11 protein-coding genes and 1 pseudogene are annotated in these 12,202 nt (G+C 59.3%); 8 read left to right on the forward strand and 4 right to left on the reverse strand.

Translation table 11 applies throughout. From position 1 onward, the window contains the following. Nucleotides 1–103 precede the first annotated feature (103 nt). From repA to repC, 3 genes are all read left to right on the forward strand, one after another. Entirely contained in the window at nucleotides 104–1,318 is a 1,215-nt protein-coding gene (gene repA / locus ATY77_RS19400; protein WP_088688438.1) for a plasmid partitioning protein RepA, read from the forward strand. After that, entirely contained in the window at nucleotides 1,315–2,340 is a 1,026-nt protein-coding gene (repB, locus tag ATY77_RS19405; protein WP_088688439.1) for a plasmid partitioning protein RepB, read from the forward strand. Before repA ends, repB begins: the two co-directional genes overlap by 4 nt. 154 nt (nucleotides 2,341–2,494) lie before the next feature. Beyond that, nucleotides 2,495–3,709: a plasmid replication protein RepC gene (repC, locus tag ATY77_RS19410; protein ID WP_088688440.1), complete on the forward strand. Its 1,215-nt coding sequence runs from the start codon at nucleotides 2,495–2,497 to the stop codon at nucleotides 3,707–3,709. Nucleotides 3,710–4,179: 470 nt separating this feature from the next. Here repC and ATY77_RS33260 read toward each other — a convergent pair. From ATY77_RS33260 to ATY77_RS19420, 3 genes and pseudogenes are all read right to left on the reverse strand, one after another. Further along, a pseudogene (locus ATY77_RS33260) lies at nucleotides 4,180–4,497 on the reverse strand (nucleotidyl transferase AbiEii/AbiGii toxin family protein); the annotation flags it as partial. Next, nucleotides 4,473–4,883 carry a nucleotidyl transferase AbiEii/AbiGii toxin family protein gene (locus ATY77_RS33265; RefSeq protein ID WP_280950751.1) on the reverse strand — a complete coding sequence of 137 codons (411 nt, stop codon included), beginning with the start codon at nucleotides 4,881–4,883 and terminating at the stop codon, nucleotides 4,473–4,475. The gene ATY77_RS33265 and the pseudogene ATY77_RS33260, both read right to left, overlap by 25 nt. Beyond that, a complete protein-coding gene (locus ATY77_RS19420) occupies nucleotides 4,873–5,727 on the reverse strand; it encodes a type IV toxin-antitoxin system AbiEi family antitoxin domain-containing protein (protein ID WP_088688441.1) in 855 nt (284 codons plus the stop codon). Before ATY77_RS19420 ends, ATY77_RS33265 begins: the two co-directional genes overlap by 11 nt. A 317-nt stretch (nucleotides 5,728–6,044) precedes the next feature. On the opposite strand from ATY77_RS19420, the gene ATY77_RS19425 reads away from it, so the two are divergent. Together ATY77_RS19425 and ATY77_RS19430 are read left to right on the forward strand one after the other, a co-directional pair. After that, nucleotides 6,045–6,707 carry a transcriptional regulator gene (locus tag ATY77_RS19425; RefSeq protein WP_088688442.1) on the forward strand — a complete coding sequence of 221 codons (663 nt, stop codon included), beginning with the start codon at nucleotides 6,045–6,047 and terminating at the stop codon, nucleotides 6,705–6,707. A gap of 131 nt (nucleotides 6,708–6,838) precedes the next feature. Next, nucleotides 6,839–7,393: a hypothetical protein gene (locus tag ATY77_RS19430; protein ID WP_088688443.1), complete on the forward strand. Its 555-nt coding sequence runs from the start codon at nucleotides 6,839–6,841 to the stop codon at nucleotides 7,391–7,393. Nucleotides 7,394–7,613: 220 nt separating this feature from the next. Here ATY77_RS19430 and ATY77_RS19435 read toward each other — a convergent pair whose 3' ends face one another. Further along, complete coding sequence (locus ATY77_RS19435) at nucleotides 7,614–7,829, reverse strand: hypothetical protein (RefSeq protein ID WP_088688444.1); 216 nt, start codon at nucleotides 7,827–7,829, stop codon at nucleotides 7,614–7,616. A gap of 171 nt (nucleotides 7,830–8,000) precedes the next feature. On the opposite strand from ATY77_RS19435, the gene ATY77_RS19440 reads away from it, so the two are divergent. From ATY77_RS19440 to ATY77_RS19450, 3 genes are all read left to right on the forward strand, one after another. Further along, nucleotides 8,001–10,118, forward strand: a complete 2,118-nt coding sequence (locus ATY77_RS19440) for a ParB/RepB/Spo0J family partition protein (RefSeq protein ID WP_088688445.1) — start codon at nucleotides 8,001–8,003, stop codon at nucleotides 10,116–10,118. A 74-nt stretch (nucleotides 10,119–10,192) separates the two neighbouring features. After that, the gene (locus ATY77_RS19445) at nucleotides 10,193–10,843 is read left to right on the forward strand and encodes a hypothetical protein (protein ID WP_088676180.1); all 651 of its coding nucleotides are present in this window, start codon (nucleotides 10,193–10,195) and stop codon (nucleotides 10,841–10,843) included. A gap of 82 nt (nucleotides 10,844–10,925) precedes the next feature. Continuing rightward, nucleotides 10,926–12,116: a DUF932 domain-containing protein gene (locus tag ATY77_RS19450; RefSeq protein WP_088688446.1), complete on the forward strand. Its 1,191-nt coding sequence runs from the start codon at nucleotides 10,926–10,928 to the stop codon at nucleotides 12,114–12,116. Nucleotides 12,117–12,202: the final 86 nt, after the last annotated feature.

The raw sequence follows: 12,202 nt of genomic DNA on the forward strand, positions 1-12,202 counted from the left end.
CAAAAAACTCTTGCTCAGAGCACAGAATCGGCGCCTATTGCCATCGGCGGAAATCTTTTGATTTTTCGCTTCAAACCGCCACTGGCAAGAAATAGGTTACGAGATGGCGAATAACGCCGCAAAAACAGCACCCGAAATCGAGGGACTGACCGCTTTGATGGAGCGGCATGCTGAGGCCTTGTCGGGGCAATTGCAAGCGCATCATGTCAAGGTCTTTCCGCCATCTGCGGAGAAAGGCATCCGCGGGTTTGCGCCGTCGGAGGCCGCCAAGCTCCTGGGCGTTAAAGAATCCTATCTTCGCCAGATTGCCTCCGACATGCCTGAGTTGAACGTCAGTACGGGGGCGGGCGGCCGGCGCATATTTTCGATAGAGGATATTCATCAGATCCGAAAGCATATGGATCAGGTGGGCCGTGGCAACCGACGCTACCTGCCCCATCGGCGCGATGGCGAGCAGTTGCAAGTCATCTCTGTGATGAACTTTAAAGGCGGCTCCGGCAAGACCACCACGTCGGCGCATCTGGCCCAGTATCTCGCGATGCGTGGATATCGCGTGCTCGCGATCGATCTGGACCCTCAGGCCAGCCTATCCGCCCTATTCGGCAACCAGCCGGAAATTCACGTCGGTCCTAACGAAACGCTTTACGGCGCCATTCGCTATGATGAAGAGCAGCGCCCGATCGAGGAGGTGGTCCGGGGAACATACATACCCGATCTCCATCTCATTCCCGGCAATCTTGAGCTTATGGAGTTCGAGCACGACACACCGCGCGCGCTGATGAGCCGCAAGGAAGGCGATACGCTTTTCTACGGGCGGATCAGCCAGGTCATCGAGGATATCGCGGACAATTACGATGTCGTCGTCATCGACTGCCCTCCCCAGCTCGGCTACCTGACCCTTTCGGCCCTGACCGCAGCGACGTCGATCCTGGTGACTGTGCATCCGCAGATGCTCGACGTCATGTCGATGAACCAGTTTCTGGCGATGACGTCAAACCTGCTGCGGGAAATCGAAAATGCTGGCGCCAGGTTCAACTTCAACTGGATGCGGTATCTTATCACCCGCTTCGAGCCGAGCGATGGCCCACAAAACCAGATGGTAGGTTATCTCCGGTCAATCTTCGGCGAGAACGTGCTCAATTTTCCAATGCTGAAGACGACGGCTGTCTCGGATGCCGGGCTTACAAACCAGACGCTCTTCGAAGTCGAGCGTGGCCAATTCACGCGTTCGACCTACGATCGCGCCTTGGATGCGATGAATGCCGTCAATGACGAGATTGAATCTTTGATCAAAAAAGCGTGGGGTAGAACCACATGAGCCGAAAGGACATTTTGGGCGTTTCCGCTACCGTACCGGCTGCGCCCTCGCCGCGCGATCCGCAAGTGGCAAAGAGCCGAACCATGCCGCTTCTCGGTGTGGCTCGCAAGGACCGTGACCCGGCGACCAAGCTGACCGCTAATATCGGCAACGCTTTGCGCGAGCAGAACGATCGCGTGGAACGAGCCGAGGAAATCGAACGGCGTCTTGCCGAGGGACAGACTGTGATCGATCTCGATCCGAAGGTTATTGACCCTTCGTTTATGCAGGACCGGATGCCAGGCGACATTGATGGGCTGCTGGCGTCTATCAAGGAACAGGGCCAGCAGGTGCCGATCCTCGTGCGCCCTCACCCGCAAAAGTCCGGCCGCTATGAAGTTGCCTTCGGCCATCGACGCTTGCGCGCGCTGACGGAACTCGGTCTGGCGGTCAAGGCGGTCGTCCGCGATCTGACGGACGAGCAGCTGGTGGTTGCCCAAGGCCAGGAAAATAACGAACGGCAGGATCTTTCCTTTATCGAGAAGGCGCGCTTTGCCGCCCGCCTGAAGGAACGCTTCCCCCGGGACGTAATCATCTCATCGATGTCCGTCGACAAGGGCGATCTCTCCAAGATGTTGTCCATCATTGAGGCGCTTCCCACAGACTTGATCGATGCCATCGGCCCTGCCCCCGGTATCGGCCTCAGAAGCTGGCAGGAAATGGCCGAGCTGATCGAAAAAGCATCTCCGGCCGCCAACACCCTCGAACGTGTACGGTCCAGCGAATTTCAGGTGCTTCAGTCCGCCGACCGTTTCAAGGCGCTAATTGCGCACCTGAGGCCGCGCCGGTTGAAACGTGGACTTCCCGATGTCATGGCGAGCCCCGCTGGCGAGCGCCTAGCGCAGGTGAAGCAGAGCAAGGCGAAAGTGGAAATCATGATCGATCGGAAGGCGACGCCGGACTTTGCGGCCTTCGTGCTCGAGCAATTGCCGGCGCTTTATGAAGCGCACCGTGCGAAACAGAAACAGAAGAAGGAAGCGTAAGCCGCAAAAGAAAAGAGCCCCCTCAACGTTGCCGTCGCGGAAGCCCTTCTGTCTCTTTAGCACGAACAGAATCGCATTTCCTCGAATCCTCGTCAAGAGTCTTGGCACCGATTTGGTGAGCAAATTTCTTTTGCCTGCGGAAAGGTAAGAGACGATGCAAACGGGAAATGTGACGACGCCCTTTGGGCGGCGGCCGGTTTCGCTCGCCCTGGTCAGACGACAGCAAGCAGTTGCCGAGATCAAGGCGGGGAAGTCGGCGCAGAAGTGGAAAGTCTTTCGGGATGTTTCTGCAGCAATGGCCGCACTTGGCATTCAGTCGAACAGCCTGGCGGTGCTTGACGCTCTGTTGAGCTTCCATCCGGAAAATGAATTGCGCCAGGACGCGCCGCTTATCGTTTTCCCGTCGAACGCACAGTTGTCGTTGCGTGCCCATGGCATGGCGGGATCCACCCTCCGACGGCATCTTGCGGCGCTTGTTGAGGCCGGCCTGATCGGTCGAAAAGATAGCGCCAACGGCAAGCGTTATGTTCGCAGGGACCAGACCGGCGATATCGAGAACGCCTTCGGCTTCGATCTTTCGCCATTGCTGTCTCGCGCTGATGAGCTTGCGACACTGGCGCAGCAGATCGCGGCGGAGCGCGCCGCCTTCAAAAGGATGAAAGAGAATCTGACGATCTGCCGGCGCGACGTGCGCAAGCTGATTACGGCCGCCATGGAAGAGGGCGCGGCTGGCGACTGGCAGGCTATCGAGGGCATTTATGTAGGGCTGATTGCCCGGCTGCCACGCACACCGTCGCCCACCGATGTGAGCGTAGTTCTCGACGAAATGCAGATGCTGAAAGACGAAGTGCTCAACCGGCTGGAAAATCAAGAAAAAGCAGAAAATCCCGGCGGCAATGGCGCCCACAATGAGCGGCACATACAGAGTTCAAAACCCGAATCCCTTAATGAACTTGAACCTCGCTCTAGAAACGAGCAGGGGGCGAAATCGAGCAAAGCGAATGGAATTCAGCGAGAGCCGTTGAAGGCATTTCCACTCGGCCTCGTGTTGAAGGCCTGCCCGGAAATTGTCGACTATGGGGCTGGCGGCGCGATCGGGTCCTGGCGCGAGTTGATGTCCGCTGCGGTCGTCGTCCGGTCGATGCTGGGAATAAGCCCGTCGGCCTACCAGGAGGCCTGCGATATTATGGGGCCGGAAAATGCGGCGGTCGCTGTTGCCGGCATCCTGGAGCGCGTCAACATGATTAACTCGCCCGGTGGGTACCTTCGTGATTTGACGCGGCGAACCGAGCGTGGGGAGTTCTCACTGGGGCCCATGATCATGGCTTTGCTGAAAGCAAATGGTGCGGCGCAAGCGAAAGCGGGGTAGGGCGGCCGCGCCATTTTCGAGGTGAATTGCGTCGCCGCTTGCCTTTCAGAGCCCCGAAAGCGAGTTGGTCGCGACCAACTCTGCTAAACCTTTGTAGTCGTTGATTTTTCGGGCATGGGTGTTTTGGAGTAAAATCACCGGCCGCAATAATGACGTTCCACCAAGACCGATCGGCTGACCTCTGTAATTCAGCGGCGCCAGCCGTGGGATCGACGACGAGTAGGGTGGCTAAGGTACTTCAGCGTGTGAATAGCCGCTCGATCTCCCCACGCTGTTCGGCGTGTTTGACCGGGTTGTCGTTCTTTAGTTTTTGCGGGTTGAGGATCTTCCAGCGGATCGGCGGCAAGGCGAGGGCATGTGGCAAGCCGATAGGCTCGAAGTCGGGTTCGCCATCGTGAAGAGACAGCAGAAACGTGCGGCCCCGGCCGCGCCCACCGCGGTCTTGTCATCGAGGCCTGCCTGGATGTCCTTCAGGAACCGCTCCCGGATATCCAGCAAGTCATCCAGTGAGACCTTTCGATCGTCATCCCATCGAATTCTTGATTGAAGACATGTGTGACGTCGGCCCTATTGGGCTGCAGCAACTCATGGGGCGAGCGCCCGGAGCTCGCCACGTAGACAAGGAAAGTACGAAACAGCGGGTCAGTCAGTCCCTCGTTTTCATAAAGCAACTTGATGTCGAAGAGATCGCGCGGATGTTGGCGATCAATTGCTGCATGCATCTTGCCGCCGAAGAGGACTTCGAAGGCGACAACCTCCATTTCTACAAACCAAACTGGTCTTCGACCAGCTCGCTGACCCTGCGTCGTTCGACGGGGCGGACCGTGCCGCGGGCGACCGGAGAGGTCTCGACCTTGACTGCGGTTTGGCCCCGCCTCACTTCGACGCGCGTATCGCCGCCGCCACCGCCGGCTATTCGCTTTGCTCGGACTCCCTTGATCCTTTCAACCTTGGCGGCGACCCGGTCGAGGATCTCGTTGATTTCGGCCAAGCTCTCGTCCCTCGGTTTGAGCGGAAGGTAGGTCAGGTCGATATCGACTGACACGCGGGGGAGGTCTCTGTAGAAAAGATTGATAGCGGTTCCACCCTTCAACGCGAAAGCCGGCTCGTTGGCAATCATCGGCAAGACCTGGACGAGGAGATCTAGCTGGGAAAGATACTGGTCACGGGCCATCGGCGCTCTCTGGCTTTCCTGGAAGGTACTCTTCTGGGATGGTGATGCGGTATATGGGATGCAGCTTGCCGCCCTTGATGAATGAGCGGTCGCCTCTCCCAAGATCGATATTCGACCGGTCAATATATTTGAGCCAGGCGTGATCATGGCGGTCGGCAAACACGAAGAAGAGCCGTTTCACCTGGACTTTCGTGCAGTCTGCGAGAAGTTCGGTTATGCGGCGCGGACGAAGGGTTGTCAGACCCTCGAAGATCGCATCGATGTTATCAAAGCTCTCGTTTTCGGGCAGTTCGTCCAGCGCCTCGATAATGGCCCGCTCCGGCGTTGATGCGCGTATCGTCCAGCTCTGCAGAAACAGGATGTGATTGCCGTCCGGTTCCGCCGCCAGTAGTTCAATGCCGATACCCGCTGTCTTGAAGAGGCGCGTGCTGCGAAGGAGAGGGAGGCCATTGGTAGGCAGGTTCGCGAGCCAGCGCGGCGCATCGCCATAGATGAAGATCTTCTCGGCAGCCTCTAGTGTCAGGTAGGGCACATGACCGCGAAGGGCCAGCGCCGTGCGGCCGCCAACATGGAACGGATAATTCATGATCGTCTGTGCAGACATGACGGCAATGCGCCAGTCGATGTGTTCTTTCGGTGAGCCGTCCCGTCCTGAGGGGCGCCGGTAGACGCCATGAATGACAGGCTGCAGCCAACCGCGGCGGAGATAATCATGCGTCGAGCTCCGGCGGATTTGCATTTTCCGCATCCATGCCGAATCCACGAGGAAGCCTGCAGGAACCTCATCCAGCATTGACTTTAATTTAGCGCGTTTTCGATCGCCCATGACGGACAAAAATGACATTATTTAAAGTCGCTAGCAAGGATACTTTGATAAATGGCGAAAATGTCCGTTTGAAACGGACTTTTGTGATCGATTATACGGCGATGAATTGGCCGTTTGCTCACGCGCGAAAAATTAACGCCTTTTCGTACTAACGAAGCTGAACGCCCGAATCGGCGGCCATGCGGGATATCAGGGAGGATCTCAATGGATGCCCAATTGTGAATTTCGTGTCGCTATGGATTGTGGGCCGCCAATGCGATAGTCGCTATCTGCAGAACCTGCTGCGATGCTGAGTGCATCGCCGAACTTCAACGCAGACATCCAAGGCCATCAAAGTGAAAAGAGTCCAGCGCAGCTTTGCCGTCGAATACAGATCTGGTCGGCGAAAAGCAAATTCCAATCCGAATTCAATCTGGGGAAACATGGATCTTAAGTCCGTTGCGCAGGAACTGCGCGACGAGGCAATGCCATTACTACCGGGCGCACCTCAGACCGGCGGCAGCGAAAAGGCTTTGACCGGCGAAGACCAGGCCTCGGGGCTGTTGACACTACCTATAGAGCAGGAGACAAATGGGTCGGCTTTACAGGAGACCAGAATGGCCGACGAAAACAATACGATGAGTGATGCTGACACGCCGGCCGCAGCGGCGCCCGATGTCCTCAAGAAGGAGCGCAAACCTCGCGCCAGGAAGGCGGCGCCTGAGACCGCCTCGGCAGCAGTTTCCGCGCAACCGGCAGCGGCTTCGAATGCCGCAGCTGGAAGGCGAAAGAGAGGACCCAAGGCACAGGCTGACGAAGGTGCGACGAGCGCCAAACGTGCGCGTGTCAAACGTGCTCCGAAGGTTGTACAGGCGGTGACTGCACCGTCGGTGGCGGCCGTAGATGAGTTTGCCGATCTTCTGCAGCTGGAAGAGGAAAACCAAAGACTGCGAAAGCTTCTGGCCGAGAAACTCCGAGCTGAAAATGCCGATCTGCGAAAGCGGCTCAACCTCGGTTGATAGCTCGCGGCTGGTCAAGCGCTGGCCGCATTCTCATGCTTATCGAGACGAGCATATTGGCGGCGGTTAGTCCTGCCGCCAACGTTTTTGCCCGCTGCCTGCATGCGGGGAAAAATACGAGGTCGACTAAAATGGCGTCTCCATGGAAACTTCTTGCCCGGCTGGTGTCGCCGCGACGTCAGCAGAGACAAGAACACGGCTCGACCGATGACGTGAAGCCGGACCTGTTGGCCATCGCCACTCCGACTGAAACGGCCGACAACGGCTTGACCACCGGGGAATCGCCGGCCGACGAGAAGCCGGTCGCTGACGGTCAATTGGGCGCCGTGTCAGCGGCCCTGAATCATCCCCAAACGGCAAGCAGTGCCCACGGCACAGCGGATAGCGAAGATGCCAAGCACGTAGAGGCAGCTGACCCGGCTATATCCGATGACGTTGCTACGGTCGCACGCGACCCACGAAAAGCCTCCCAGGCTGGCGATGGTGCAAAGCGAAAGCCTAGCAAGCGGGGGAAGACAGCGGCAAGGAGTGAAGTTGTTCCGCCACCCTCTCCAGGCGTTCGCGCCGTTTCTGACGATGCGATCAGCCTCGATGAAGAGATCACGCTGCTCCGTGAGCAATTGGCGCGCAAGCTTCGGCTGCAAAATGCACAACTAAAGAGAATGCTGGCGCGGTTCGAACGCTGAACGTGTCATTCTCCATCGCACCAACTGGTGCCAGTCTCTTGACTGGGCAACTTGTTACACTAGCGCCTTCCATAGCGTCCAGCTACCGACATTGATGCTGGCCGGGGTCACCGCAGCTCCGAGTGGGATCGACGGATAAATTGCGCTGACACCTGCGACTAGGCCTGCAACGCCGCGAAGCGTCGGGTCTGTTTACCTTCACGTCACCAGCGGATCGCCGTCATAGATCTGACAGCGCCCTATGCTGAGACGCAGCTGCCTTCAACGTTTCGACCGTTCGGTTTCCTTCGCGAAACAGGTTGAGCATTACAGCTGCGGCAAGCTCGACATCTGGACTGTCTTTAGGAAAACCGCGCTGCGACCTCCACGCCTCGAGCACATTGTCCAGGATGTTCAGCTCCTCCGGCCCAAACGTCGTTTCCAGAAACTGATGCATGCTCGAATGACCCCTTCACAAGTGACGGCCGCAATATGGGGAGGGCTCGGCGCGGATCAAGGGCGGGTTCGCAGGTGGCGCGGTTGCAAAGAGGAAGAGGAGGGAAGGGGAGCTGTGACGGATTGAGAGGGTTGGAGAGAGTCTCCGTCCGGTCCGTCATGGAGAAACGACATGGCACAAGCCACCCCGAAAATCACCCTCAGTTCAGCCCGCGACATCCCCTTCAACAAGCTCGTGCTGAGCCAGCAAAACGTCCGCAAGATCAAGGCGAGTGTGTCGATCGAAGATCTGGCGGAGGACATCGCCCATCGCGGTCTTCTGACCAGCCTAAACGTGCGTCCGGAAGTCGATGCAGAGGGCAAGGAAACCGGTATCTACCGGATCCCGGCCGGCGGGCGCCGGTATCGCGCCCTTGAACGGCTGGTATCGCAAAAGCGGCTTGCCAAGACGGCCGGTGTTCCCTGCATTGTCAGCAGCGGCGAGACGCTTGAAGTTGAGGATTCTCTTGCCGAAAACGTCCAGCGCGTCGGCCTGCATCCGCTCGATCAGTTCCGCGCCTTCCAGACGCTGCGGGAGCAGGGGCTCGGCGAGGAGGAGATTGCCGCGCGCTTCTTCGTCTCGGTCGCCACCGTGAGGCAGCGCCTGCGGCTTGCATCCGTCTCGCCGCGGCTTCTCGACTTCTACGCAGAAGACGAAATGAAGCTCGAGCAGATCATGGCGTTCTCGATCACCAACGATCATGTCCGTCAGGAACAGGTCTGGGATACGATCTCGCGGTCGCATAGCCGCGAGCCATACTATATCCGGCGCCTGCTGACGGAAACGGCCATCCGCGCCAGCGACCGCCGCGCCGTCTATGTCGGCATCGACGTCTACGAGGCCGCCGGTGGCGTGGTGATGCGCGATCTCTTCGAGCAGGATCAGGGCGGATGGCTGCAGGATCCGGCGGTGCTGGAGCAGCTCGCGCTCGAAAAGCTCAAGGTCGACGCCGACGCGATCCAAGAGGCCGAGGGCTGGAAATGGATCGAGGTCGCCTTCGATTTCCCCTATGGCCATACATCAGGGCTGCGTCGCTTCTATGGCGAACAGGCCGAGATGACCGAGGAGGAGCTCGCTCGCTATGATGCCACAAGGGCCGAGTACGATAAGCTCGATGGGGACTATGCCGCGGCGAGCGAACACTCGGAGTCGACGGAACAGAAGCTCGAAGAACTCGGTGCGGAGCTCGACCGGCTCAATGATCGGCCGTATGTCTTCGATGTCGAGGAGGTTGCTCGCGGCGGCGTTTTTGTTTCGCTGGGCGCCGGCGGCGAGCTCAAGATCGAACGGGGCTTCGTACGGCCAGAAGACGAGCAGCAAGCCGAGGTCGATACCCCCGATGCTGACGGCGCGGGAAGCGTCGATTTTGACGGCGGTCCATTGGTCACCGACGGATCGGCCAGCAGCGGCGATCAGCTGGAAGACGAGGACGAGATGATTAAGCCCCTCCCTGATCGCCTGGTTCTCGATCTGACGGCCGTGCGGACCATCGCGCTGCGTAACGCGCTCGCCAACGATCCGGTCATGGCCTTCATTGCCGTACTGCATGCCTTCGTGCTGAAGACCTTCTATCTCTACGGCTCGGATTCATGCCTGGAGGTGACCCTGCAGAGCGCCAGGTTCAGCCAGACCGAAGGACTTGCCGACACGGTATGGGCAAAGGAAATCGACCAGCGGCAGGAAGCCTGGGGTCAGGATCTGCCCAAGGATCCGAACGACCTCTGGGCGTTTCTGATCGCACTCGACGAGGTCAGCCGCCAGGCACTGTTTGCCCATTGCGCCTCGCTGGCGGTCAACGCGGTGATCGAGCCCTGGAACAAGCGGACCCGCGCAGTCGCACATGCCGATCAACTGGCCCGATCGATCGGTTTCGGGATGGTCGAGGCAGGATGGACACCGACCACTGACAACTACCTTGGCCGCGTCACCAAGGCCCGCATCCTGCAGGCGGTCCGCGAGGCGAAGGGCGATCAGCCGGCGGAGCTGATCGGCCATCTCAAGAAGACCGACATGGCCCGCGAGGCAGAGCGGCTGATGACCGGCAGCGATTGGCTGCCGGAACCGCTCCGGCTTGTCACGGACAGCGCGTCGGTCGAGCCGGCGACTGTCGAAGCCGGGGAGATCGCCGATGGCGGGACGGTCGATGCACCGGCCCGCGACCTGCCGGCTTTCCTCACCGACGATATCGATGATGTCTCCACGTCCACCGACGAGATCGACGAACGCCAGCATCTCGACGCGGCCGAATAATCCCATTCACCAGACTCAACCGACGGCCCGGCTCCGCAAGGAGACCGGGCCGCATCTGTTTTCAGGAGAGTTCAATGCCCGATTTTACGATCGAAACCACCTATCACTTGCCGGTGTTCCGGCATCGCACCTATGCCGCCGAAACGCTGGAGGCGGCTTGCCGTGCTGCAATCGAAGACGACAACTGGGAGATCTCCGAGAAGGACCAGGATTCCTCCCGCGAAGTCCACGTCACCGGCGTCTGGAAGGGAACGCACGCTGCCTATACCGGCGCTTCGATCCCGGTGCCGCCGCAATTCGATGAAGCGGTCCAACGTCGAGCCCGCCATTTCGAAATTTTGCTTGGTCTCTTGAAGATCTTCCTCGACGATGCCCATGCAGCGCGTGAACCATCGCTCGATTGGCTTGCCCGTTCAGCTTGGGAGATCGCGCGGGGAGAAGCCATTCTCGCGGGAAGTCCGGATCCTGACGAACCTGTCGACCCGCCAAAGCCTGTCCACGTTCTCGCCCGGCTGCAGGAAGATCGGGTTCGCGACGCCATTACCGCCGTTCTCGAGGTCGATCACAGTTTCGGTGGGCTTTCGACCGAGGCGGTCAGCGATGACGAAATCCACGAGGCATGTGTATCCATCGCAACGACGACGGACTTTTCTGACGTCGTCGGCAATGCCGAATTCCAGGCCGCGCTGACGGCGATCCGGGCAGCGCACCTGCGCCTCCGCTGACACTGACCCAATCAGCGCTTCATATCCCTTCACCCCAGCCCGGACATTGCGCCGGGCTCTTTGCTTTTCAGGAGATAGTCCAATGAACATCCCCAGCTCCAGCCCTCGGCCCACCACTTCCGGCTTCAAAGTCGATATTTCCCGCGGCGAACGGATCGGCCGCGTTTCGTCGGAATGGTTTACGCGCCCCGACGACGAACGGTTCCTCTCATTGACCGAGCTCTACGATACCGTTCGCTCCCGTGCCGACCGGGCGCAGGCGCGAACGATCGAGAGTGCCGCTATCCGCGTCGAGGCCACGCGCGACAACGCCGAGGGGCTCGAACTCCTTGTTCCCGGCCAGCGCCAGCCGATCGCGCCGACCCATTGGAGCTACGGCCAGCTCTGCGGCCTGGTCGGCGCGCCCGCCACCTATATGCGCCAACTGCCGGCGCCGCTTGCCGCCATCAACCTTCAGCACGGCCTGCTCAATCACCGTGCCGAGCTGGTGAAAACACTCGAGATGGACGATGGCCGGCTCGAACTCCGGGCCGTCACCGGGCCGGAATACGGCCGCATCTGGGATCATGAACTCGTCTCGGCGGTGATGAAGATCGCCGGCAATGGCACAGGCGATACGATGTGGAAGGTGCCCGGCGTGCTCGATTGGGCGACGATGACGCACAATCCCTTCGTCGACATCACCAAGGACACGACGACGCTCTACGCCAGTGACCGCGACGTGTTCCTGTTTCTGGTCGACGACACCCATCCAATCGAAGCCGGACGGTTGCCAAACGGCGAACCGGATCTTTATTTCCGTGGCTTTTATGCCTGGAATAGTGAAGTCGGGTCAAAGACGCTCGGCATCGCTTCCTTCTACCTTCGCGCCGTTTGTGCCAATCGCAACCTCTGGGGCACGGAAAACTTCGAAGAGATCACCATCCGGCATTCCAAGTTCGCCGCCCAGCGTTTCGCGCATGAAGCAGCTCCCGCGTTGACCAGTTTCGCCAATTCCTCACCGGCGCCGTTCGTGGCCGGCATCAAGGCGGCGCGTGAGCGGATCGTCGCGCGTAAGGACGAGGATCGCGAGACCTTCCTGCGCCGTCGCGGCTTCTCGAAGGGGGAAACCGGCAAGGTGATCGAGATGGTCTTGTCGGAAGAAGGGCGTCCGCCGGAATCAGTCTTCGACTTCGTGCAGGGTATTACCGCACTGGCGCGCACCAAGACCAACCAGGACACGCGCCTGGAACTCGAAGGCAAGGCGAAGAAGCTGCTTGAAAGTGTCTCCTGATCGGAATGCGACCGCGAGATCGCATCTCCGAAACTTTCCATCCCACCATGCGCCCGGCCTTTGTGCCGGGCTTTTTTGATTTCGGA

The sequence above is a fragment of the Rhizobium sp. R634 genome (assembly GCF_002211305.1).
Classification (GTDB): Bacteria; Pseudomonadota; Alphaproteobacteria; order Rhizobiales; family Rhizobiaceae; genus Rhizobium.

Excerpts from the sequence above, each read along its gene's own strand:
- repA (WP_088688438.1), top strand. The coding sequence starts at position 104 with ATGGCGAATAACGCCGCAAAAACAGCACCCGAAATCGAGGGACTGACC.
- repB (WP_088688439.1), top strand. The coding sequence starts at position 1,315 with ATGAGCCGAAAGGACATTTTGGGCGTTTCCGCTACCGTACCGGCTGCG.
- repC (WP_088688440.1), top strand. The coding sequence starts at position 2,495 with ATGCAAACGGGAAATGTGACGACGCCCTTTGGGCGGCGGCCGGTTTCG.
- ATY77_RS33265 (WP_280950751.1), bottom strand. The coding sequence starts at position 4,883 with ATGGCCCGTGACCAGTATCTTTCCCAGCTAGATCTCCTCGTCCAGGTC.
- ATY77_RS19420 (WP_088688441.1), bottom strand. The coding sequence starts at position 5,727 with ATGTCATTTTTGTCCGTCATGGGCGATCGAAAACGCGCTAAATTAAAG.
- ATY77_RS19430 (WP_088688443.1), top strand. The coding sequence starts at position 6,839 with ATGGCGTCTCCATGGAAACTTCTTGCCCGGCTGGTGTCGCCGCGACGT.
- ATY77_RS19435 (WP_088688444.1), bottom strand. The coding sequence starts at position 7,829 with ATGCATCAGTTTCTGGAAACGACGTTTGGGCCGGAGGAGCTGAACATC.
- ATY77_RS19440 (WP_088688445.1), top strand. The coding sequence starts at position 8,001 with ATGGCACAAGCCACCCCGAAAATCACCCTCAGTTCAGCCCGCGACATC.
- ATY77_RS19445 (WP_088676180.1), top strand. The coding sequence starts at position 10,193 with ATGCCCGATTTTACGATCGAAACCACCTATCACTTGCCGGTGTTCCGG.
- ATY77_RS19450 (WP_088688446.1), top strand. The coding sequence starts at position 10,926 with ATGAACATCCCCAGCTCCAGCCCTCGGCCCACCACTTCCGGCTTCAAA.